The following is a 21,659-nucleotide window of genomic DNA, read 5'->3' as shown; positions in this document are numbered from 1 at the left end:
AATGACCAAGCCTAAACGTGATTCAGCTTGTTGAGCCCGTTGTAAGCGGCCACCTTGTAGCACTCCGCCAGCGTCGGGAAGTTGAACACGTTGTTGATGAAGTACTCCACATCGCCGTCTAGCGCCATCACCGCCTGGCCGATGTGGATCAGCTCGGTGGCGCCGGTGCCGATCACGTGCACGCCCAAGATCTTGTGCGTCTCTTGGTGGATCAGCAGCTTGAGCATCCCCAGGTCGTCGCCGATCAGCTTGCCGCGGGCGATCTCGCGGTAGTTGGCCACGCCCGCCTCGTAGGGGATCCCTTCGGTGGTGAGCTGCTCCTCGGTCTTGCCGACCATCGAGATCTCCGGCACCGCGTAGATGCCGTAGGGGAACAGCGTGGTGTTGTAGTTCCCCACGCTGTCGACGCCGAACGCGTGGCAGATGGCGCGGCGGCCCTGCTCCATGCCGGTCGAGGCGAGCGCCGGGAAGCCGATCACGTCGCCCGCCGCGTACACGTGGGGCACGCTGGTCTGGTAGTGCTCGTTGACGTGCAGCCGCTCGCGGTCGTCGAACTCGACCCCCACGTTCTGCAGGCCCAGCGAACCGCACACCCCCTGCCGGCCCACGGCGTACAGCAGCGTCTCGGACCGCAGGGTCTTGCCCGACTCCAGTTGGGCCTCAACCAACGTGCAGGTGGTGCCGTTGCAGAACTCCTTCTCGCGGATCGACTCCACCTTCTCGCCCATCCGCAGCGCGATCCCCTTCTGCCGCATGAAGTACTGGAACGCCTCGGCGATCTCGGAGTCGAGGAAGCCCAGCACCTGCTTGCGGCCTTCGACCAGCGTCACGCGCACGCCGAGGGTCGCCATGATGCAGGCGTACTCCACGCCGATCACGCCGCCGCCGACCACGATCATCGTCTTGGGCACGCGGTCCAGCTTCAGCACCTCGTCGCTGGTGAAGATGGTGTGGTTGTTGAACGGCACGTCCGCGGGGCGGGCGGGGCGGGTCCCCACGGCCACCAGGAAACGATCCGCCTCGATCGCCTCGACTCCGTCGGGGCCGTGCACCAGCACCTGGTTAGGGCTGGTGAACTCGGCGCGTCCCCACAGCAGGTCGACGTTGTTGCGGGCGAACTGGTCGTGGATCACCTCCCACTCGTGGCGGATCACCTGCTGCGACACGGCCACCAGGTCCGACAACGCAATCCGCCGCTTCACGGAGTTCGTGTGGCCTACCAACCCGCGCGAGCTGGCGCCGGTGAGGTGCAGCACCGCTTCGCGCAGCGCCTTGGAGGGGATGGTGCCGGTGTTGATCTGGGCCCCGCCGAGCACGGAGTTCTTCTCGATCACCGCCACGCGCTTCCCCAGCTTGGCCGCCTGGATGGCGCCCTTTTGGCCGGCCGGACCGGTGCCAATCACTACGCAGTCGTATTGTTTCATCGCTCGGGTGGGCTCGGTAGAACGCGGCGGGGGGGCGGGGGGCGCGGGTCGTAGCGCCTGCGGAAGGATAGGCCTTTTGGCGATGCATGCAAACAACATGCTGCCATTTGGCAACGCCGGTCCGGCGGGATGGGGCGGTTGTAGGACCCGGGGGCCTCCCCGCGGGCGGCGGATGGGGGCCGCAATCCGCCTTGAGTCCTCCGCGGCAGGGCGTCTACCATCGCCCCCATGCCCGACGCCCCCGCCGCCGCCCCGTTGTCGCTCGACCGCCTCAAGGCGGCCTTTGCGCAGATGCTGGGCCAGCCCGCGGCCGCCGGCGCGGCCGACGCCCCCACGGCGCCGATCGACCCCTGCGAGGTCGGCCCGCGGTCGATTGTCGAGGCGGCGCTGTTCGTCGGCCGGCCCGATGGCGCCGCCATCCCTGCCGTGCAGCTCGCCGGCGTGATGCGCGACGTGAGCGAGGCGGACATCGACCGCGCCGTCGACGCCCTCAACGACTCCTACGCCGGGCGCGACGCCCCGTACCACATCGAGCGGTCCGCCGCCGGCTACCGGATGACGCTCCGCGACCAGTGGCGCCGCACCAGCGAGCGGTTCTACGGCCGGGTGGCCGAGGCCCGGCTCTCCCCGGCGGCGCTCGAGGTGCTGGCCGCTATCGCCTACCGGCAGCCCATCGCCCAACGCCAGATCGACACGCTCCGCGAGTCGGCCAGCGGGCCGCTGGTGCGGCAGCTCGTACGCCGCGGGCTGGTAGCGGCGGACCGCGACGCCTCGCCGGTGGCCTACCGCACCACGCCGCGGTTCTTGGCGTTGTTCAAGCTCTCCGACGTCTCGCAGCTCCCCCGGACGGCCGAACTCGACGACTGAGCGGATCTCCGCACCGGCAGGCCGACGGGGCACGTATCTCTTTATAACAAAAGCAGTTCGGTCGATTCCTCCGCTGCGGACCGGGGCCCGCCGCGGCCGAAGGGCTTGCGGCGCCGGTAGGCAGCGTGCGACAAATAAGGGCTTCCCAACGGCGAATGGCCCCATCTTGCAGAGCATCGTCCGCTCGCCCGCCCAACCCCGCGCTGCCTCAGGCTGACCCCCACGCCGCACGGCCCCTCTGCTCAACCTCGGCTCGCGATGGCTTCCGCTGCGTCGATCCTCGACACGCTCCGCCGGCTCCGCGCCGGAGCGCCGCAAGTAGCGCCCTCGCTGCTGGCGTGCGACTTCGGCCACGTGGCCGACGAGGTGCGTCGCGTCGAGGCCGCCGGCGCCACGGTGCTGCACCTCGACATCATGGACGGGCACTTCGTGCCGAACCTGTCGATCGGCGTCCCGGTGGTGCGGGCGGTCCGCAAGCTCACCGACCTGGTGCTCGACGTCCACCTGATGCTCGACAACCCCGCCGAGTACGTGCAGGCGTTCCGCGAGGCGGGCGCCGACTCCATCACCGTCCACGCCGAAGTGCTGCCCGACGCACGCCCGTTGCTGGACCGCATCCGGCGGCTCGGCGCCGCGGCGGGCCTGAGCCTCAACCCGCCGACGCCGCTCGAGGCGCTCGGGCCGGCCGTGGACGAGGCGGATATGATCCTGGTGATGAGCGTGATGCCGGGCTTCGGGGGCCAGTCGTTCGACCCCGTGGCGCTCGAGAAGCTGGCCGCGCTGCGAGATCGCCCCGGCCGGGGCTACCTGCTGGAGGTAGACGGCGGCGTGAACGACGAGACGGCCGGCCCCTGCGCCGCCGCGGGCGCCGACCTGCTGGTGGCCGGCACCGCGGTCTTCGGCGGCGACGATTACCAGGAGCGTATCGCCACGCTCAATGCGCACGCCCGTTCCGCCCGCGGAGGGGCCTGAGCCATGCACACACTGATCCTCGTCCGTGCCTGCGCCACCGAGTACGACCGCCAGGGACGCATCCAGGGGACGCTGGACGTCCCCCTCACCCCCGACGGCCGGCGGCAGGCCGAACTGCTGGCGCAAGAGCTGACCAGCGCGCTGGGCGCTGACGCGGTCTCCGCGATCTACGCCAGCCCCTCCAGCGCCGCCCAAGAAACCGCCGCCACGCTGGCCGAGGCGCTCGACCTCAAGCCCCGCACCGCGGACAAGCTCAACAACATCGACCACGGGCTGTGGCAGGGGATGCTGGTGAGCGACGTCAAGGAGAAGCAGCCCCGCGTCTACCGCCAGTGGCAGGAGCAGCCAGAAACGGTCTGCCCCCCGCAGGGGGAGAGCGTGCTGGCCGCCAAGAAGCGTATCGCCGAGTCGCTCCGCAAGCTGTTCAAACGCCACCGTGACGACGACACGATCGCGCTGGTCGCCCCCGAACCACTTGCCACGCTGGTGGGCCACGTCCTGCGGCACGACGAGGTGGCCGAGCTGTGGAAGCCCCAGGCCGACCGAGTCCGCTGGGAAGCGATCCCGATAGAACCCGCCACAACGGGAGAAGCCCCGGTGACAAAGCCGCAATAACCAAGCCCGTGGGCAGAAAGCTTCTCCATCCCGGCATAGTGGCGCCCCCCCAAGACGGTTAAGATAGACCGAGGCACGATGGCAACCTTGGCCCCTCGCATGGCGACTTCCGAACACAACACCCCCACCCCCTCAGCCGCTGGCGCCGAGCCGACGCCTCCCTCCGAGGCGCGGCCCGCCGTCGCTGCGCCGCCGGCAGCCGAGGCTGCGCGCCCCGGACGCGTCAAACGCGGCGTCCCCAGCGGGCTGTGGCTGCGGTGCGACGAGTGCAAGGAAACCGTCTACCGCAAGGACGTCGAGCGGCTGATGAACGTCTGCCCGGTCTGCGACCGGCACATGTACCTCAGCGCCCGCGACCGCATCCGCTTCATGCTGGACGACGGCACCTTCGAGGAGTGGGACGGCGACCTCCGCCCCGGCGACCCGCTGCAGTTCGTCGACAAGAAGCCCTACGCAGAACGGATCGTCCAGGAACAGAAGCGGACCGGCCTGACCGAGGCGGCGCTCACCGGCTGCGGCATGATCCGCGCCCGCCGCGCCGCGATCGGCGTCACCGACAGCGGCTTCATCATGGGGAGCATGGGCTCCGTGGTGGGGGAGCGGCTCGCCAGGCTGATCGAACGCGCCACCGCCCAAGACCTGCCGGTGATTATCGTCAGCGGCTCCGGCGGCGGGGCCCGCATGCACGAGGGGATCCTCTCCTTGATGCAGATGGCCAAGGTGTCGGCCGCCTTGGCCCGCCACCACGACGCCGGCGGGCTGTTCATCTCCGTGCTCACCAACCCCACCATGGGCGGCGTGGCGGCCAGCTTCGCCTCGCTGGGCGACCTGGTGTTCGCCGAACCTAAGGCGCTGATCGGCTTCGCCGGCCCGCGCACCATCAAGGCCACCATCCGCGTGGAGCTGCCCGAGGGGTTCCAGACCAGCGAGTTCCTGCTGGCCCACGGCTATGTGGACCGCATCGTCCGCCGCGCCGACCTGAAGAGCGAGCTGGCCCGCGCCATCGACTACTGCGGCAAGTAGCCCGAGGCCGCCGGTGGAGCTCGACCCGTACCAGTCGCCGCTCGCCAGCGACCCGCCGTCGCGCGACACACGGGGGGGCTCGGCGCTGGGGCTCGGTTCTTTCATCGCGGCGCTCGTCTCGGGGTTGCTGCAATTCACTACGTTCTTGGCGGCGGGGATCGCCGAGTCGCAACCGGGGGGCATGGACGAAGACTCCGGCGTCGCGCTGGCCATCGGGCTGTCGATCTTTGCGGCGGCGGGGCTGATGGTGCTGGGGTTCTTGCTTGGGTTCGCGTCGCTCGCGCTGACCACCGGCTCGCGCACCTGGGGCGTGCTGGGGCTGGCGATCTCGTCGCTGGTGCTGGCGGTCTTCGGCGGCATGACGTGGCTGGTGCTGCAAGTCGCCGCCTGAGGCGCGGCCGACTTTTGTCCGTTTTGTCCCCCTCTCCCGCGGCGGGTTTTCGGACAAAACCCACCCCCGTCCGCTCGAACCCCGCAAAACAAGCGGTCCGCACCCGGCACGCCGCGGGTCGATCGCCCCCAGCGAGGGGGTTCTGGGGGGACGCATCGGACACCCAGCGGACACCCAGCGAACACCTAACGGACACCTAACGGACACCTAACGGACACCTAACGGACAAAACCCCGCGCTCCTAAAAAGCCAACAAGAACCACCCGCTCCGCGACGTTCGCACCGGCGCGCACGGACCCCGCATTATCGGCGAGGGCCCGGTCGGCCGCGACGATGATTTTTGGCCACGGCGGCGAGCGGCGCACGCGATGCCGGAGCGTCTGCGTTGGCTGGGCGGGCGTGGGTGATAGAATGCAGGCAGTCGCCGCGGGGCGACCCACCCGTTTTGCGCCCGCACCGCCTCGAGGACGCACCGACGATGCAGCTGACACTCCCGCCCGCAACGAGCGCCGCTGACGACCGACGCAGACGGCGTAGTGCGCGTCGGCGCCACGCGGGTGACGCTCGATACGGTCGTCGCCGCCTTCCAGATCGGCCTGTCGGCAGAAGCTATCGCGGAGCGCTACCCAACGCTCGCCTTGGGCGACGTGTATGCCGTAATCGCCTTCTACCTGCGGCATGGAGCCGAGGTGCAGGCCTACCTTGCGTATCGCCAGCAGAACGCATCGCGGGTGCGAGCGGCCAACCAGTCGAAACACCCGCCGGTCGGCGTGAAGGAACGACTGTTGTCGCGTCAATGATTGAGACGGCCTAGACTTCGAGAAGCACAGCAAGATGCTCGGCGCGGCGCTTCAAAGCAGTGCCGAAGGCCTGCGGGTCGAGCAGACACAGACATGAGGCGGCGAGGGCGGCATGCAGTTTCGCGTAACTCATCTTCTGCTGGCGATGCTGCTTGTCGCGTTCGCCGCGTTCTGGCTGACGAGCGAGCGCCGCGAAAACACAACGGAGTTGTTGATCGTCAGCGGCGGCTTCGGCGTGGCTGGGCTGGCATGGGGGTGGATGCTGGGGAGGCGCCCCGTGAACCACGATTCCATTGCGTTTCCGCTGATTGTGTTCTCGGCGCTCAATGCGCTGGCTTGGCTTATCCACCGCAGTGCGATGTCTGGGGTGCATGAGAACACTTTCGATCTCGACTTTCCATACATCCTTAGAGTGATGGTGGGGCTCGACAACGCTTACGCATTTGGCGCAGTCGCGGTTGCTATCGCGGCTGGACTGCTGCTGGCTGGAATCCAGAAGAATCCAGCACTCCTCAACGCGATCGGCGCCTTCGCGCTGGGGTTCTGGTTTATGGTGTTCGCGTTGGGATACTTCTGCGCGTCTTCGACCTTGTGGCAAGACCTGGGATTGCCATAGCTATTGCAGCAACCGGCCGTATCACAGCAAATTTCACCGCCCAAGCCAACCAATGCACGTCTGCCTTGCCGATTTCCCTATCTCCCCGTGGCTGGCCGTGCCGGGGTTTCTTGTTTTCTTTGCGGCGGTTTGGTCGCTGGCCTCGTGGGGGGCCGCGGCCATCAGCGGTTGGGGCCTGCTGGCACAGCATTACCGCTGCGAGGGCGACCTTGCGGGGCCGAAGTGGCGGTGGCGGACGGCCAAGTTCCGCTGGACCGTCGCGTACAGCGGCTGCTTGACCTTCACCGCGAACCAGCAGGGCCTCGGGATCGCGGTGATGGCGCCGTTGCGGTTGGGGGCGCCCCCGCTGCTAATCCCTTGGCAAGACATCACCGCACGCCGGCGCCGCTTGCTGCTGGGGATCGAGCGCGTGACCTTCTCGTTCGCCAAGACGCCCGGCGTGCCGATGACGGTCGGCGGGGGCCTCGTCGGACGGTTCGAAGCAGCGGTCGGCCGGCCGTGGAACGAGGCGTCGCGGGCCGGAACAACCGCGTAAAGCGATCGCGGTTCCGGCCCGCCGGCTACGGCGTCTCGGCGCGTCGATCGGTGATCGCGACGCCGCGCTGCTGGGCGATCTCTAGCACGCGCTGCAGGGCGGGGCCGCGTAGGTCTCCCCCCATGAATACCTCCTGGGTCGTTCCGTCGCGGCTGGTGAACTCGGCGTAGGTGACGATCCTTCGCCCCCGTTTCTTTTTTCCGACGCGTTTGCGGCTCGCCCGGTAGAGATCGATCGACGCTACTTGCTGGAGGTCGACCTGTTGGGTGACGCCGACCCCGATCAGCCCCTCCTGGATCGTGAGCCGCTGGTCGCTGACCGTAACGCGAGCGAAGGGCGTGGTCGCCGCCACGGCGCCTACGGCGAGCGTGCCGACCGCCAGCAGGAACCAGCCCAGCCTGTGGGGCTTGTTCCCCAGTTTCCAGTCGCCGCGTATCAGCCGCACGCCGCACCCCATCACCCCGAGCCCTACCGCGACCGGGGCCAAGCAGGCGAACCAGCTATAAGCCCACACGGTCTGCCCCGGCTCTTCAACCACCCGTACGCACCCGCTCAAGAGCGGAAGCAGGAGCACCAGCGCGGGCAGCGCAAAACGTAGCGGGGGGTAATGCATGCGGTGTGGCCGATGGAGGGAGCGTTGCGGCGTGGGCGCCCGTGGACTTCGCCGCCGGGGGGCGGGTCTTGGCCCGGCGGCGGATAGTCGCGGCGGGCGGGCGCGATTTTAACACGATCGCCCCGCCAGCGCCCCGGTTGCGATTGCCCACGCGGCCCCGAACCGCTACAAGCCTCGCGTGCCGGGGCGCCGCTCCGTCGTGGACGACGGGCGCTGCGCGCCGGATTGCCATGGAAAGGACTACGGATGGCCGCTCGTAAGAAGCAAGCGCTCTCGCAGAAACTCGTTGGGGTGGCGACCACGGGCATGCCGTCGCCGGTCCGCAGGGTGCTGCAGATGAGGTTGGTGGCGATGCTGGTCGTGCTGGCGTTTCCGGTATTGTTGTGGACCGGGATCGTGACGATCGACACCAGCCGGGGCTACCCCCGGTTCTCGATCAACCGCGAGAAGGCGGTGGCGGCCGAGCAGGCCCTGGCGGCCGAGGTGCAGCAGTACCGCGGCCAGCAGGCGCCGGCCGATGGCCGCTTTGCGCCGTTCGCGGGCCCGGCGCCGGCCCAGGAGCAACGCTTCGCCCCGTTTGCGAGCGTTGAGCAGGCCGCCCAGCGCCGCTTCGCCCCCTTTGCCGGCGGCCAGCAGGCCGAGCCGAACCAGGGCTGGCCCAAGGCGTCCGGGTTCCTCCCGCACTTTGGCGGCCAGCCGGAGGCGCCTCAATCGCCGCAGGGCGCCTTCTCGGGCTGGGGGGGCAACGCCGCTCCCAGCAACGCCCCCAACAACGGCTGGGGGGCGGCGCCCCAACAGCAGCCGCCGCAGCAGGCGACCAACGCTTGGGGCCAGTCGCCCAACGCTTGGTGAGCCTAGGAATCGTTCGAGAACGGCTCCGGTGACGCGGGGTTAACCACGGAGTCACGCAAGCGATCGCTCCGGATTTGGAACCGCCGATAAACGCGGATGAACGCCGATAGACCGTCGTTGATCGCATCGGCGTCTATCGGCGGCTTCTTTTTTGCTTTGGCTTTGTTACCTGAGCGGGACAACTACGGCCGCGATTTTTTCAGGAGAGGCGCTATGCTGCTACGCACCCTCGTCTGCGGCGCCGTGCTAATGGCGGTTTTCACGGTTGGGACCCAAGCCGAGTCGGCAGCGCCGCTCCAGCAGGCCCCACATCCGGCCGGGCAGGCCGCCAGTCCGGCGGGGGACGCGCAGCAACTGCTGCTGCAACGCAAGTGTGCGGAACTGGACCGGCTACAACGCGAAGTCGCTCAACTGCGTAGCGAGACAGGCACCCCCGAACAGGTCCTTGTGCGCGTGCAACTAGTTGAGGTGGCCTTAACGAAGCTGCAACAGAAGGGGATCGACACGGACTGGTTCGTGCAAGGGCGCATCGACTCGGCAGCGACGGCGACGGAAGAGGGCGATCCGGCCAGCGGCGTCCTGCGGTTCATCGAGGGGCTCAAGCAGAACAACCTGGCCAAGACGCTGGCGGATCCCACCCTCGTTGTGGTTAGCGGCCGTCCCGCGTCCTTGCACACGGGGGGCGAACTGCCGATCCCCGCCAGCAGCAACTCGAATTCGGCGGTCGACTTTCTGAAGTTTGGAACCGAGCTTGAAGTCAACGCGGTGACGCTGGGGAACGATCGTGTCCGACTGGAGCTTCGCACGAGCGTCAGTGAGATCGACCCCAGCAGGGAGGTCATGGTCAACGGGACCCTCACGCCTGGGTTGAGCGTGTGCCGGTGCGACACCTCAACCGAGCTTTCGCTGGGTCAGTCGGTCATCCTGACCGGGCTGGTGACGCAACGCACCGAGGCCCGCAGGGGCGACGACGGCCAGGTCACCGAGGCGCTTGTGCGGATCGGAACCGTGCTGGTCGTTGCGGCGGAGCGCTTTGACCCCATCACGAGCGCCGCTAAGTCCCGCAGGCGCCCGATCGCCAAGTAGCGAGCCGCCGATAGACGCGGATGAACGCCGATTCGATCGAGCACCGCCTATCGGCGTTCATCGGCGTCTATCGGCGGCTCCTTCACTTCTTCTTGTCTGTCGATGAGGCGCTACGCTCGGCGGGCTATTGCCCGTCGCTCTGGTTGGGTAGTGCGTTGCCTAGGTGGGTTGCCCCGGCTCGCCGTACAGCGTGATCCGGCCGCACTTGGGGCACATCTTGGCCGACACCTGGCCCGTCTCCGCGTACTGGCCGAAGAACCAGCCGCGTTCCGCGCCGGGGGCCGCGTACCGGAGCTGCTCGTGCCGTTGGCTCTCCCCCGAGTTGTCGATCAGCACGATCGCGCGGGTCGGCGAGCGGCAATCGGGGCAATCGATCACCCGCTGGGCTACGGAGGCGACGGATGGTTCGGCCTGGCCACGCCACGGCTCCTGGGACGGCTCCCCAGATGTCGCGGCGGGCTGGTCGGGGGCGTCTTCCGGCTGAGGCTCCCACTCTTTGACGAAGTCGGGGCACTCGACGCCGTCGGCCGTGGTGCCGCAGTTCCAGCAGGCTTCGAAGCCGAACTCGCTGAGCTCGCCGCAGGTAGGGCAGGTCCAGGGCTCGCGCGACGCGTCGCGGGGCGCGGCGGCGTCGTCCGGCGGCGCGAGCCCGGCGAAGGGGTCTGCCGCCGCCGGCAGAGGTTCCGGCTGGGGGGGGACCGCCTGCGGGGGAACCGGTTGGGGGGCCTCCATCAAGATCGATCCGCACACCCGGCAGATCTTCGAACCATCATCAACCTCACGCGCGCACTTGGGACAAGACCGCATGGCTTGGGTTCACTTTTCTAGTTTCAGGGACGACGGTTTCCGTGGTTCTTGGTCGATCGAACGCTGCAAGTTGAATATGCAGGGCCCAGCTTGCGGCGCCGCGGATTGCTCCGGGGCCGCGCGTGTGCCGCTGCTCGCTCAAGATGCCGTCCGCGTGCGCGGTATGCAAGCGGCGGACGCGTTGGATCGGCCCCGGCCGGATGCTAAGATAGAGTGCGGCTTGCACCCTTACGCCGGACTCAGACCATGCCCTCTCTACCCCCTGCCCTGGCCAACGGCCCGCAGTACGCGTGGGAACTGGCTACGCTATACCCGCAGCAGGGTGCGTGGGACGAGGTGGAGTACCTGCACCTGACCGACGGCTCGAACCGGCGGATCGAACTTACTGGCGGCGTGTTGGAGTTCTTGCCGCTGCCGACCCTCAAGCACCAGACCCTAGCAGGCTTCTTCTACCACGCACTGCTAGCGTTTGTGACGAAGCACGATCTCGGCGTTGTGCCTTTTCCTCCGATCCGCGTGCGATCGCCCGCGGGCCAGATCCGCGAACCCGACGCACTCTTCTTATCCAAGGCCAACTCACGTTGGTTGCACAACCGGGTGTTCGAAGGCGCCGACCTAGTCGCAGAGGTGGTCAGCGGAGACGCCAAGGACCGCAAGCGCGACCTGGTGACCAAGCACGCCGAGTACGCCCAAGCCGGGATCTCCGAGTACTGGGTCATCGACCCCGAGCAGCGTGTGGTGCTGGTCTACAAGCTGACGGGCGCCGAGTACGCGCTGCACGGCCGCTTCGAGAGCGGTGAGGCCGATTCCGTGCTGCTGACCGGCTTTGCGCTGGATGTCGAGGCGCTGTTCGCGGCCGCGGACAGCGTGCCCGAGTAGGGTGGGTCCAGTCCGCCGCAGGCGGACGCTGACCCATCCTACACGGCTTGGGCTACTCGCTGGCCTTGTTGTTCCGCGTCGCGGCCTCGAGCTTCTTGATGTCCTCGGGCGTTAGCTCGGGACGGTCGAGCGTGAGCGTCAGCTTGTTCAGCTTGCCGGTGAAGGCGAACGGCACTTGGTAGTCGTCGTCGTTGACCGGGGTGCCGGTGTCGGAGCCGATGTCGAAGCTCTCGTCCCACTGCAGGATGAGCGGCAGCGTGCGGTCCATCTTTAGCGAGGCGACCTCCTTGCCGTCGACCTTCAGCACGCCCGTGCCGGGCTGACCGATGCCGCTGAGGCTGTTGAACGCCAGCGTGCCGGCGCCGTCGCCGTCGTACTTGAAGTCAAACTCGACGGTGTGCTTGCCGGGGGGGACCGCTTCTTTCCCTTCCCAGCGTGGACGCTCCAGGTCGAGCAGGTTCCACACAAACACCGGCTTGCCCTTGAGCAGGTACAGCCCGTAGCCGCCGAAGCGTCCTCCGGAGGTGAGCAGCACCCCCTCGGCGCCCCCTTCGGGGACGTCTACCTCGGCCTTGATGGTGTACGACGTGTTCAGCAGCAGCGGCGAGTCCCCCTGCGGCAGGCCCGTCATCGGCACGGTGTAGACGAACTCGTTGCGGCCCGCGGTGATGTTCGGCCGCGGCTGCACCAGGCGCGTCGCCACCGAGGCGTCCAGCGGCAGCACCTGGTACTTTTCTGCCTCGGTGAGGAAGAGCTTCTTCATCTCTTCCAGCTTCTCGGGGAACTTGGCGGCGACGTCTTCGTACTGGGTCCAGTCCTTGCTGAGGTCGTACAGCTCCCAGGTGACGTTGCCGTACGGGTCTTGGTTGACCGCGCCGACGATCTCCCATGGCGGGCGGACGACCTTGGTGCTGGCGATCCAGCCCTCGTGGTAGATGGCGTGGTCGCCCATCATCTCGAAGTACTGCGTCTTGTGGGTGGAGGGCGCCTTGGCGTTGGCCTTCTTGAAGGTGTAGGCGAAGCTCACCCCTTCGATCGGGGCCTGGTCGATGCCGTCTACCTGCTCGGGCGCGGCGATGCCGCTGGCCTCGAGGATGGTCGGCACGACGTCGATCACGTGGTGGAACTGGTGGCGGACGCCCCCCTCGTCTTCGATGTGGCCGGGCCACGAGACGCACATCCCCTGGCGGATGCCGCCGAAGTGCGACGCGATCTGCTTGGTCCACTTGAACGGGGTATCGAAGGCCCACGACCATGGCACCGCCATGTGGTTGTACGTTTCGTCGCTCCCCCACACGTCGTAAAACTCTTCGAGCTGACGCTTGACGGGGACGTCGACGCCGTTGAACGCGGCGACCTCGTTGGGGGTGCCCAGCAAGGTCCCTTCGACGCTGCTGCCGTTGTCGCCGCTGATGTAGATGATCAGCGTGTGGTCCAGCTTGCCCATGTCTTCCACCGCCTGCACCACGCGGCCGATCTCGTGGTCGGTGTACGCCAGGTACGCGGCGTACACCTCGACTTGGCGGATGAACAGCTTCTTCTCGTCGTCGGTGAGCTTTTCCCACGGCTTGAGCAGGTCGTCGGGCCAGGGGGTGAGCTTCGCGTCGGCCGGGATCACGCCCAGCTTCTTCTGGTTGGCGTAGATCGTCTTACGCAGCTCGTTCCACCCGTCGTCGAACAGGTGCATGTCGCTGATCTTCTTGATCCACTCTTTGGTCGCGTGGTGAGGCGCGTGGGTTCCCCCGGGGACGTAGTAGCAGAAGAACGGCTTTGCCGGGTCGATCTGGTTGATCTCGTTCAGCCAGCGGACCGCGTCGTCGGCCTGGGCGGTGGTGAGGTTCCAGTCGGGCTTGCCGAGGTAGGGGAAGATTTGCGTGGTGTTGCGGAACAGGTTGGGCTGCCACTGGCTGGTGTCGCCCCCGACGAACCCGTAGAAGTACTCAAACCCCATCCCGATAGGCCAGCGGTCGAACGGCCCTACCTGGCTGGCGGTAAACGTAGGGGTGTTGTGGTCCTTTCCGAACCACGAGGTAGAGAAGCCGTTGTCGCGCAGCACGCGGCCGATGGTGGCTTTGTCCTGGGCGATGATGCTGTTGTAGCCGGGGAAACCGGTCGACTGCTCGCTGATCACCCCGAAGCCGGCGGAGTGGTGGTTGCGGCCGGTGATGAGCGCAGCGCGGGTAGGCGAGCAGAGCGAGGTGGAGTGGAAATTGGTGTAGCGGAGCCCCGTCTTGGCGATGCGGTCGAGCGCCGGCGTGGGGATCACGCCGCCGAACGTGCTGGGAGCGCCGAAGCCGACGTCGTCCGTCATGATCAGCAGCACATTGGGCGCCTGCTTAGGAGGAACGATCCGCGGCGCCCACCAGGCCTTCGACTGGGAGGCGTTCTTCTCGATCTTGCCGCCGAACTTGGGGTCGGGGGCGGGGAGCTGCGTGGCGGGGATGGTGGTGGTGGCGCTGGGGCTGCCCAGCTCGCCGGTGACCTGCGGCTTGAAGCTGGTAGTCTTGGCCGCCGGCTGGCCCCCCTCCTTCCTTTCGGCGGCAGCGGCCTTGGCGGTTAGCTCCGCCGGCTGCTGGCAGCCAGCAACGCCGAGTCCCGCGACGGCTGCCAACGTCCAAAGAAAATGAGCCGAACGGCGCCGAGGTTCTTGGTTCATCGTGTTCCCCTTGCAATGAGTAGCCTGCGCGAACGGTCGCAGCGAGTGCGCCTCGAACGATCCGAGCGCCGCCCATCCTAGCCTACTGCCGCCAGCGGTCAAGAATCGCCCGCGGGCGTCCGGAGGCGCGGCGCCCACAACGGCACGCGCTTCCGGTACCGCTCGAACGACTCGCCGAAGCGGGCGGCGAGGTCGGCCTCTTCGGTTGGGCGCACCCACCCATGCCAGACGAAGGCGCCCGCGATGGCGCCGCCCATCACCCACACGCTCCCCAGCAGCCAGCCGACGGCGAGCCCCTGCACGATGCCGGCCGCCGCCATCGGGTTCCGCACCCAGCGGTAGGGACCGGTGACGACGAGCTTCGGCGCGGTGGCGGTCGGCAACGGCGTCCCCTCGCCACGCAGCGCCATCGTCGCCGCACTCCACAAGCCGAGCAGCGAGGCCAAGCCGAACAGGATCGTCGCACCCGGGGTCTGACCCGCGTGCTCAAAAGGTGGCCAACCCACGCGCTGCTGCAACTCAACAATCCCCTTGGGCAGGATCCACAGGAACACGCTCCAAAACACGACCGTCTGCGCAAACGTCCGTAGGGCCGCGGCGCGGCGACTCATCGGCACGACGCGGATTGTGGCGGGGCCGTGCGCCGGGGCGCCAAGGATGGCCGCCATCGCGAGCGAAAGCCCCGCCATGCTGGCCATCATCGCCGAGGCGATCCAGGCCTGGTCCGTCGCGATGCTCACGCCCAGGCAGTAGAGCGCCGCGTACCCCACGCAGGCCGACACCGAATAGACGATCACGTAGGCCGCGGACCAGCCGCGCGCCACAGCCAGCGCAGCCACGGCCGAACCGACGACTACCAGCAATCCGTCTGCCAGCCAGAACCCGATCAGCGCCTGCCGCGGCCAGCCGGCGGGCTGGAACCACGCCGCAGTCGCGGGCGCCGCGAACAGCATCCCCCACCAAGCCGCTACGCCGGCGGCTTGAACAGCGAAGTAGCCGGCGACGAGTTGCCGTGGGGTCATATTGAGTTGGAGGATGGCGCCACGAATCGCACGCATCGAACGAATCCGTTGCATTCGCGCGATTCGTGGGCTGCTTCCGTCGAGTGTGTGCGTGGTGGCTTGCTCCGCGGCGCCCGGGCCGATGGTCGAATCCTACCAACTAGTGCTTGTCCAACAGGTCTTGCTTCTCGCGCAGGTACTCGTCTTCCCTGAGGATGCCGTCCTGCCACAGCGCGTGCAGCCGGCGGAGCTTCTCGTCGAACGGGATGTCGGCCGCGGCGGTGAGCGCCCGCAGGTCGAGGCCCGCCTCGTCGAGCGCGTCCTTGGCCATGCCGCCGGCCATGCGTGTCCACGGCTCGACCTCGCCGCGGGCGCGTTGGGGATCGAGCGTGAGCCCCGAGCCGGCGACGCCGCGCGCCGCGACGTTCATCATGGCCCCTCCAGCAACGATCATCACCATCCCGCCAATGGCCCGCAGCATCTGATTGCGGACCAGCGAGTGGAAGTTAGAGAAGTCGCCGAAGTAAAAGGCGCCGATCACGAAGGTAGAAAGGAATGTCAACAGACCGATGACCGCAACGACCTGGCCGGCGTGGTAGAGCGCCTTGCGGGACTCGGGGATCTCTCGGTTGGGCATCGGCGTGATCCTGCGGGGTATCAGGGCAACAGTCGTTCGCCGCTTCGCGGGCATTATTGCAGAAATCCGCGGCAACGTGCGGCTATTGCCCTTGTTTATTCGGCCGGCATTTTGGTAGTAGCCCCAGCGCAACCATCACAAGGCCGAGGCAAGAGACCCGGATGAACCCCAATTCCCCCGGCGTACGCGCCGCGCTGGTGATCGCGCACCCGGCCCACGAGCTGCGGCTGCTCGGCTGGCTGGCGCGGGTCAAACCGGTGACGTTTGTGCTGACCGACGGCGCCGGACGCGTTGGCCGGCCCCGGCTGGCGCGGACCGCCGCGCTGCTGCGCCAGGTGGGCGCCGAGCAGGGCGCCGTGTTCGGCGACCTGACCGACCGCTCGGTCTACCTCGACCTGCTCGCGGGCCGGCACGACGCGTTGCTGACGATCATCGACCGCCTGGCCGACGGCTTTGTCGACGCGCGGATCGACGTGGTGGTGGTCGACGCCCACGAGGACGCCTTCCTGACACACGACGTGCTCAACGCGCTGGCGCGCGCCGCGGCGCTGGCGGCCGGAGAGCGGCTCGGCCGGCCGCTGCCGCTGTACGACTACCCGCTGGAGAACGACCCCAGCTACTGCCCCGCCGACCGGCGTGACGGGACCGTGCTCATGCGTCTGGACGCCGAGCAGTTGAAGTGGAAGCTAGACGTGGCGCGCGGCTACCGCGAGGTGGCCAATGAAGTACAAGAGGCGCTGCACTTGTTCGGACAGGGTTCGTTCGCCGTGGAGTGCCTGCGGCCCATCCGCGACGCCGCAGCGGTGTACCGCCCGACCGAGAAGCCCGAGTACGAGCTGCACGGCGAGCAGGGCGTGGCCGACGGCGTTTACACCCGGGTGGTCCGCTACCGGCAGCACGTGGCGCCGTTTCTTCAGCGCGCCGCTTCGTACGCACCGGCGCTGGGCACGGCGACGCTCGCCAGGGCGGCGTAGCACGACGCCGCGAAGTTTTTGATCACGGATCGCTCGGATGAAAGAAGGATGGCCACGAAAAGGCACAAGAAGCACAAAAAATGAGGTCCGAAATGACCAAACCCCAAACTACCAAACGCGCGAGGCCATTGCCTGCGTTGGTGGGTCATTGACATCTAGTTAGTTCCCCTTTTTCGTCTTTGTGCTTTTTCGTGGCTATCGTCGTCTTAGGATCGGTTTCCAGGAGCGGAGCGGTCGTCCATGCGGGTGCTGATCACCAACCAGTTCCTCGACAAGCCCAGCGGCACCGACCGCTACGTCTGCGACCTGGCGCGCGGGCTGCTGCAACGCAACTGCTTGCCGGCGGTCTACTCGCCCCACCCCGGCCAGGCCGCGGACGAGCTGCGGCGCTCGACCGTGCCGGTGGTCGACCGGCTGGCGAAGATGACCACCACGCCCGACGTCATCCACGGCCACCACAGCCACCCCACCATGGCGGCGCTGGCCGCGTTCCCCCACACGCCGGCCGTCTACTTCTGCCACGACTGGGACGCGTGGCACGACCGCCCGCTGGACCACCCCCGCGTGCTGCGGCACGTGGCGGTCGACCAGACGTGCTACGACCGGCTCGTCTGCCTGGGGGGCGTGCCCGAAGACCGCGCGCTGCTGCTCCCCAACTGGGTCGACCTGGGCCGATTCACGCCGCGGGCGCCGCTCCCGGCGCGGCCGCGGCGGGCGCTTGTGTTCAACAACCTGATCCGGCTGGCCGGCCGGCGCGACCCGTTCCGCACGGCGTGCCGGGCCGAAGGGATCGAGCTCGACTTCGCCGGCGCCGCGTCCGGGGGGTCGGTCGCCCACCCCGAGCAGATGCTGGGCCGCTACGACGTGGTGTTCGCCCGCGGCAAGAGCGCGATGGAGGCGCTGGCGGTCGGCGCGGCGGTGGTGCTGTGCGGCTTCGGCCGGCTGGGCCCGATGGTCACCCCCGAGGCGCTCGACACGCTCCGCGGCCAGAACTTCGGCCGCCGGGCGATCCAAACCCCGCTCACCGCCGAGGGGGTCCGCACGCAGCTTGCGCGCTACAACCCGGCCGAGGCGGCCCAGGCCTCGGCCCGCGTCCGCGGCGAGTGCGGCATGACGCCGGTGATCGACGCGCTGGTCGGGCTGTACGCTCAGGTGATCGCAGAACACGCCGCGGCGCCCCCCAATGCGGCCGCCGAGGGGCGTGCCGTGGCCGCCTACCTGGAAGAGACCCAGCAGATGGTCGAGCTGGGCGCGGCCCGCTGGCGCCGCAAGCAGCGCGAGGCCGAGCTGCGCGCCGCGGGGGCGCCGGGGCTGCTGGCGCGGATCGCTTGGCCGCGGCGGCGGCGGGCGGGATGAACCTTACCCAGAGCGGCGGACGATGGCACGTCGAGTGCGGCGCAAGATGTTGCATGGTAAGCTAGAGACATGGTTAGCATTCACCTCGAAGACCGAATTGCGACCGCCCTGACCGCTCAGGCCGAGGCAAAGGGGATGACGCTAGACGCGTACCTATCCCACTTGGCTTGCGACAACGGGCTCGACTCCGAACCAACTGGGCGTCTTCCGCGCCTGACTGGCGCCGACTTCGACGCGTTGATCGAGTCGGAAGCGAGTGACGGAGCCCCCTATTCGGGGAGCTACCCGCGGAGCGATATCTACGAAGGACGCCCTTGATGGCGATGTTGGTCGATACCTGCGTCCTGCTAAGGGCGTTCGATCGCGCCTCCGCCGAATACGGACCGATCCGCCGATCGCTTCGCAAGGCGATCGATCGCCAGGAGTCGTTGGTTATCACCATTCAGAACGCGGCAGAGTTCTGGAACGTGACGACCCGGCCAACCGACCGCAACGGCCAGGGACTATCTACCGAGCGTGCGATGCGCCGGCTCGCTATCATCGAGCGCGCTTGCAACGTTGTCTCGGAAGACGCCAGCTCCTATCAGGCCTGGAAACGGATGGTCGAAGAGCTTGGCGTCAGCGGGGTCGCTGTCCACGACGCCCGGCTCGCAGCGATCATGGTCGCGGCGAACATTCCACAAATCCTTACCCTCAACGCCCGCGACTTCCGCCGCTACGAACAGATGGGAGTCAACGTGGTGACGCCGGAGATGTACTTGCGGTCCGCCTAGACGATTGAGTTTCCGTGAGGCCATGACCTTGCGCGCGGCGGACGAAAGTCCGCCGAGTGCGCCTGTGCTGACGCAACTCCAATCGCACCCTCTACAAGGACCATTATCTAGTGCGCTACGGACGCGGCTTCCAAACCGTTATCCCAGGCACGCGGTCGAAGTCGTCATCGTTGGTCGCTAGGTGCGTGATCCCATGTCGCTGCATGAGGGCGACGATCTCTGCGTCTCCCATCAGCAGTTGATGCCTCTCGGCAATGCGGATGACCTGCGGCAGCGTCGCCGCTTCGTATTTCGCCACCTCCAGTGGCAGCCGCACCAATCGGCTGCACACCTCGCGGCTCTTCGGTAGGTCGGCCAGAGCCTCTGGATGCTGCTTGAGCCATCCGATCAATCGTTCGCGGGATCGGCCGTTCCGCTGGCTGACCTCGGCAAGCATCGTCTTGTGGACGCAATCGCCCAGGGCGCGGCTGCTGGTGATCGCGTCGACTTCGCCCGTGAGCACGCGGCCCAACAAGCCGCGACACTCGTCACTCACGCCGGCGGTCTCGACGAAGCAGTAGTACAGAATGTTCGCGTCGAGCATGCAGCGCTGGCCGTCGGGAACGTCGAGGGGCATCGCTAGAGGTTCTCGGCTTCCAACTCCGGCTCGCCGCCGATAGCGAGGGCCAGATCGCGGTCGAGCCCGACGATCACCGGCGAAAGCAGCTCTTGGGAGGCGGGCGTGGACGCGTCCGGCGTGGTCTCGACGCGGATCCGTAGCTGCGCCCCAACCGGCAGGTCGACCGGCTCATCGGGCACCAAGTGCACGCCGTCGAAATGGGCTTGGATGACGATGTTCATCTTGTCAGCATACCTCGCGAGGCGTAGCCGCCCAATAACCTTCGGTCAGAATTGTCCGTCGATCGCTCACGGATCGCGGGGGTTCGCATGACCGGGAGTTCGCGAGGCTGGCAGGCTCGGCGGCCAATCATCCCCCGCTCTGAGATTCTATCCGCCCCCCCAACAACCGCACCGCCGCTACTAGCGCCGCGGTCTGCACCGCCAGCAGCAGCCACACGTTCACGCCGAAGCCGATCGGGATGGTCCCCAGCACGATCGTCACGCCGGCTACCAGCAGCGCGTAGGGGAGCTGGGTGCCGACGTGCAGCATGTGGTCGCAGCCGCTGCTTTGCGATGAGAGGATGGTGGTGTCGCTGATGGGCGAGCAGTGGTCGCCGAAGATCGCGCCGGCCATCACCGCGCCGATGGCGCCCAGCAGCAGCGGGCTGCTCAGGTCCGCCGGCAGGCCGGCGGCCTCCAGCGTGCTGAGCGACAGCGGCAGCACCATCGGCATCAAGATCCCCATCGTGCCGAAGCTGGTGCCGGTGCAGAACGCCACCACGCACGCGGTGATCATCACGATCGTCGGCCAGAAACGGGCGACGTGCTGGGCGGCGCCCGGCAACGCGCTGAGCGCGGTGAGGCGCTCGCCTAGGTAGTCGCCCGTGTACAAGCGGTAGTCGCTGAACTGAAAGGGGTCGCCCGATTCGCCCACCACGCTGCGGTTGCCGGTCATCCGGCTCATGGCGGTGGCGAGCCACAAGATGACCAGCGCCGCCGCCACGCCGCGGGCGCCCCGCAGCGCTGCGCTCGCCACGCCGCGCGGGCCGAGCTTGCGGCCCGCCAGCGAGATTAGCACCGCGGTCGCCAGCCCCGCGATCGAACCGTAGAAGAGCGACAGCGTGGCGTTGGCCTTGCCCAGCACCTCGCGTACGTAGCCCCAGCCGGCCATCTTGGGGCTAGTGAGGTCGGCGCCGACGAGCCCGGCCGTGCCGGTTGTCCACAAGAAGTAGACGACCACCGCCAGGATCATCGCCAGCGGCGTCGCGGCGAAGATCCAGTGCGACGACTGGGGGGCCGGCTCGTCGATGGTGGACTCCGCTTCGCTGAGCGGCTCGGGGGCGTCCAGCGCCGCTTGCTCTTCGCGGCGCATCGGTCCGAACTCGCGGCCCAGCAGCGCGATGATCGGCACCAAGATGAGCGCCTGGATCACGTAGAAGCGGTACGGCAGGCAGCCGAGGAACAGGTCGAGCGCCGAGGCGTCCGCCGAGACCTCCGGCTTGAGGTTGCCGATCCCTTCGGCGATGTAGTCGATCTCAACGGCGACCCAGGTCGAGATGAGCGCCAGCCCCGCCACCGGCGCGGCGGTCGAGTCGACCAGGTAGGCGAGCTTGGCGCGCGAGATCCGCAGCCGGTCGCACACCGGGCGGAAGGTGCCCCCCAGCAGCAGCGTGTTGGAGTAGTCGTCGAAGAAGATCAACAGCCCCGCGCCCCAGACGGTGAGCTGGCCGCTGCGGCGCGTGCGGGCCAGCGGGGCGACCAGGTCGACAAAGCCCTGCATGCCGCCGCTGCGGTACAACAGGCCGATGGTGGCGCCGATCGCCAGGATGAAGGCGAACATCCGCAGCTTTTCGTGATCGATCAGCGAGTGCCAGAGGTGGACCTCGAACAGCTCGGCCACGGCCCGCACGGGGTCGCCGCCGGTAGTGACCAGCGCGCCGGCCAGCAGGCCCGCCAGCAACGACAGGTAGACGCGTCCCGTGGCGATCGCCAGCACCACGGCCACCACCGGCGGCGCGAGGCTGAGCCAGCCGTAGGGGTGTTGGGCAAGGGCGAGCGGCATAGGCGTGGCGAGCGTTTTTCTTGGAGGGTGGGAAGGCCCGATCGTAGCCGCCCAGGCGAGAAATTGCACGACACAAGACATCAAAGACTTGTAAGACCCCGAAGTGATTGGCTCCTGGTG

At 67.8% G+C, this 21,659-nt stretch carries 24 protein-coding genes; 15 read left to right on the top strand and 9 right to left on the bottom strand.

The window, feature by feature from the left end; genetic code table 11:
* Window positions 1-11: 11 nt before the first annotated feature.
* Window positions 12-1,424, bottom strand: coding sequence for a Si-specific NAD(P)(+) transhydrogenase (gene sthA, locus Pla175_RS01795; RefSeq protein ID WP_145280757.1), 1,413 nt, complete (start codon window positions 1,422-1,424; stop codon window positions 12-14).
* Between the two features lie 228 nt (window positions 1,425-1,652).
* On the opposite strand from sthA, the gene scpB reads away from it, so the two are divergent.
* From scpB to Pla175_RS01755, 8 genes are all read left to right on the top strand, one after another.
* The gene (scpB, locus tag Pla175_RS01790; protein ID WP_145280755.1) at window positions 1,653-2,291 is read left to right on the top strand and encodes an SMC-Scp complex subunit ScpB; all 639 of its coding nucleotides are present in this window, start codon (window positions 1,653-1,655) and stop codon (window positions 2,289-2,291) included.
* A 258-nt stretch (window positions 2,292-2,549) separates the two neighbouring features.
* A complete protein-coding gene (gene rpe, locus Pla175_RS01785; protein ID WP_145280753.1) occupies window positions 2,550-3,263 on the top strand; it encodes a ribulose-phosphate 3-epimerase in 714 nt (237 codons plus the stop codon).
* Window positions 3,264-3,266: 3 nt separating this feature from the next.
* Window positions 3,267-3,878, top strand: coding sequence for a histidine phosphatase family protein (locus Pla175_RS01780; protein ID WP_145280751.1), 612 nt, complete (start codon window positions 3,267-3,269; stop codon window positions 3,876-3,878).
* A gap of 78 nt (window positions 3,879-3,956) precedes the next feature.
* Window positions 3,957-4,901: an acetyl-CoA carboxylase, carboxyltransferase subunit beta gene (gene accD, locus Pla175_RS01775; RefSeq protein WP_391527851.1), complete on the top strand. Its 945-nt coding sequence runs from the start codon at window positions 3,957-3,959 to the stop codon at window positions 4,899-4,901.
* Window positions 4,902-4,914: 13 nt separating this feature from the next.
* The gene (locus tag Pla175_RS01770; RefSeq protein WP_145280746.1) at window positions 4,915-5,292 is read left to right on the top strand and encodes a hypothetical protein; all 378 of its coding nucleotides are present in this window, start codon (window positions 4,915-4,917) and stop codon (window positions 5,290-5,292) included.
* Between the two features lie 536 nt (window positions 5,293-5,828).
* Window positions 5,829-6,092 (top strand): DUF433 domain-containing protein, encoded by a 264-nt coding sequence (locus Pla175_RS01765; protein ID WP_261342800.1) that lies wholly within the window; start codon window positions 5,829-5,831, stop codon window positions 6,090-6,092.
* A 112-nt stretch (window positions 6,093-6,204) separates the two neighbouring features.
* On the top strand, window positions 6,205-6,708 hold the full coding sequence (locus Pla175_RS01760; RefSeq protein WP_145280742.1) for a hypothetical protein: 504 nt from the start codon (window positions 6,205-6,207) through the stop codon (window positions 6,706-6,708).
* A gap of 52 nt (window positions 6,709-6,760) precedes the next feature.
* Entirely contained in the window at window positions 6,761-7,243 is a 483-nt protein-coding gene (locus tag Pla175_RS01755; protein ID WP_145280740.1) for a hypothetical protein, read from the top strand.
* A gap of 25 nt (window positions 7,244-7,268) precedes the next feature.
* Here Pla175_RS01755 and Pla175_RS01750 read toward each other — a convergent pair whose 3' ends face one another.
* Window positions 7,269-7,856 carry a hypothetical protein gene (locus Pla175_RS01750; RefSeq protein ID WP_145280738.1) on the bottom strand — a complete coding sequence of 196 codons (588 nt, stop codon included), beginning with the start codon at window positions 7,854-7,856 and terminating at the stop codon, window positions 7,269-7,271.
* A 246-nt stretch (window positions 7,857-8,102) separates the two neighbouring features.
* On the opposite strand from Pla175_RS01750, the gene Pla175_RS01745 reads away from it, so the two are divergent.
* Window positions 8,103-8,708: a hypothetical protein gene (locus tag Pla175_RS01745; protein ID WP_145280736.1), complete on the top strand. Its 606-nt coding sequence runs from the start codon at window positions 8,103-8,105 to the stop codon at window positions 8,706-8,708.
* A 213-nt stretch (window positions 8,709-8,921) separates the two neighbouring features.
* Complete coding sequence (locus tag Pla175_RS01740) at window positions 8,922-9,794, top strand: type II and III secretion system protein family protein (RefSeq protein ID WP_197527199.1); 873 nt, start codon at window positions 8,922-8,924, stop codon at window positions 9,792-9,794.
* A gap of 159 nt (window positions 9,795-9,953) precedes the next feature.
* Here the strand turns inward: Pla175_RS01740 and Pla175_RS01735 are convergent, their stop codons facing one another.
* Window positions 9,954-10,601, bottom strand: coding sequence for a double zinc ribbon domain-containing protein (locus tag Pla175_RS01735; protein WP_145280732.1), 648 nt, complete (start codon window positions 10,599-10,601; stop codon window positions 9,954-9,956).
* Window positions 10,602-10,847: 246 nt separating this feature from the next.
* On the opposite strand from Pla175_RS01735, the gene Pla175_RS01730 reads away from it, so the two are divergent.
* Complete coding sequence (locus tag Pla175_RS01730; RefSeq protein ID WP_145280730.1) at window positions 10,848-11,480, top strand: Uma2 family endonuclease; 633 nt, start codon at window positions 10,848-10,850, stop codon at window positions 11,478-11,480.
* Between the two features lie 52 nt (window positions 11,481-11,532).
* Here Pla175_RS01730 and Pla175_RS01725 read toward each other — a convergent pair whose 3' ends face one another.
* The 3 genes from Pla175_RS01725 to Pla175_RS01715 all read right to left on the bottom strand — a co-directional run bounded on the left by Pla175_RS01725 (window position 11,533) and on the right by Pla175_RS01715 (window position 15,774).
* The gene (locus Pla175_RS01725; RefSeq protein ID WP_145280728.1) at window positions 11,533-14,136 is read right to left on the bottom strand and encodes an arylsulfatase; all 2,604 of its coding nucleotides are present in this window, start codon (window positions 14,134-14,136) and stop codon (window positions 11,533-11,535) included.
* A gap of 98 nt (window positions 14,137-14,234) precedes the next feature.
* Window positions 14,235-15,194, bottom strand: coding sequence for a methyltransferase family protein (locus Pla175_RS01720; RefSeq protein WP_231954109.1), 960 nt, complete (start codon window positions 15,192-15,194; stop codon window positions 14,235-14,237).
* Between the two features lie 103 nt (window positions 15,195-15,297).
* Window positions 15,298-15,774: an SHOCT domain-containing protein gene (locus Pla175_RS01715; protein WP_145280726.1), complete on the bottom strand. Its 477-nt coding sequence runs from the start codon at window positions 15,772-15,774 to the stop codon at window positions 15,298-15,300.
* A 161-nt stretch (window positions 15,775-15,935) separates the two neighbouring features.
* Between Pla175_RS01715 and Pla175_RS01710 the strand changes: the two genes are divergently transcribed.
* The 4 genes from Pla175_RS01710 (at window position 15,936) to Pla175_RS01695 (ending at window position 18,877) form a co-directional block, all read left to right on the top strand.
* Window positions 15,936-16,748, top strand: coding sequence for a hypothetical protein (locus Pla175_RS01710; RefSeq protein ID WP_145280724.1), 813 nt, complete (start codon window positions 15,936-15,938; stop codon window positions 16,746-16,748).
* 240 nt (window positions 16,749-16,988) lie between these two features.
* Window positions 16,989-18,104 carry a glycosyltransferase gene (locus tag Pla175_RS01705; RefSeq protein ID WP_145280722.1) on the top strand — a complete coding sequence of 372 codons (1,116 nt, stop codon included), beginning with the start codon at window positions 16,989-16,991 and terminating at the stop codon, window positions 18,102-18,104.
* Between the two features lie 69 nt (window positions 18,105-18,173).
* Window positions 18,174-18,422, top strand: coding sequence for a hypothetical protein (locus Pla175_RS01700; protein WP_145280720.1), 249 nt, complete (start codon window positions 18,174-18,176; stop codon window positions 18,420-18,422).
* Window positions 18,422-18,877: a type II toxin-antitoxin system VapC family toxin gene (locus Pla175_RS01695; RefSeq protein WP_145280717.1), complete on the top strand. Its 456-nt coding sequence runs from the start codon at window positions 18,422-18,424 to the stop codon at window positions 18,875-18,877. The genes Pla175_RS01700 and Pla175_RS01695 overlap by 1 nt, the downstream gene beginning before the upstream one ends.
* A gap of 115 nt (window positions 18,878-18,992) precedes the next feature.
* Here the strand turns inward: Pla175_RS01695 and Pla175_RS01690 are convergent, their stop codons facing one another.
* The 3 genes from Pla175_RS01690 to Pla175_RS01680 form a co-directional block, all read right to left on the bottom strand.
* Window positions 18,993-19,493: a type II toxin-antitoxin system VapC family toxin gene (locus Pla175_RS01690; RefSeq protein WP_145280716.1), complete on the bottom strand. Its 501-nt coding sequence runs from the start codon at window positions 19,491-19,493 to the stop codon at window positions 18,993-18,995.
* Between the two features lie 2 nt (window positions 19,494-19,495).
* Complete coding sequence (locus tag Pla175_RS01685; RefSeq protein ID WP_145280714.1) at window positions 19,496-19,717, bottom strand: hypothetical protein; 222 nt, start codon at window positions 19,715-19,717, stop codon at window positions 19,496-19,498.
* Window positions 19,718-19,844: 127 nt separating this feature from the next.
* Complete coding sequence (locus Pla175_RS01680; RefSeq protein WP_197527198.1) at window positions 19,845-21,539, bottom strand: Na+/H+ antiporter NhaC family protein; 1,695 nt, start codon at window positions 21,537-21,539, stop codon at window positions 19,845-19,847.
* Window positions 21,540-21,659 lie beyond the last annotated feature (120 nt).

The sequence above is a fragment of the Pirellulimonas nuda genome, from assembly GCF_007750855.1.
Lineage (GTDB): Bacteria > Planctomycetota > Planctomycetia > Pirellulales > Lacipirellulaceae > Pirellulimonas > Pirellulimonas nuda.
The sequence above is the reverse complement of the archived record's forward strand: the minus strand, read 5'-3'. Positions and strand labels throughout refer to the sequence as shown.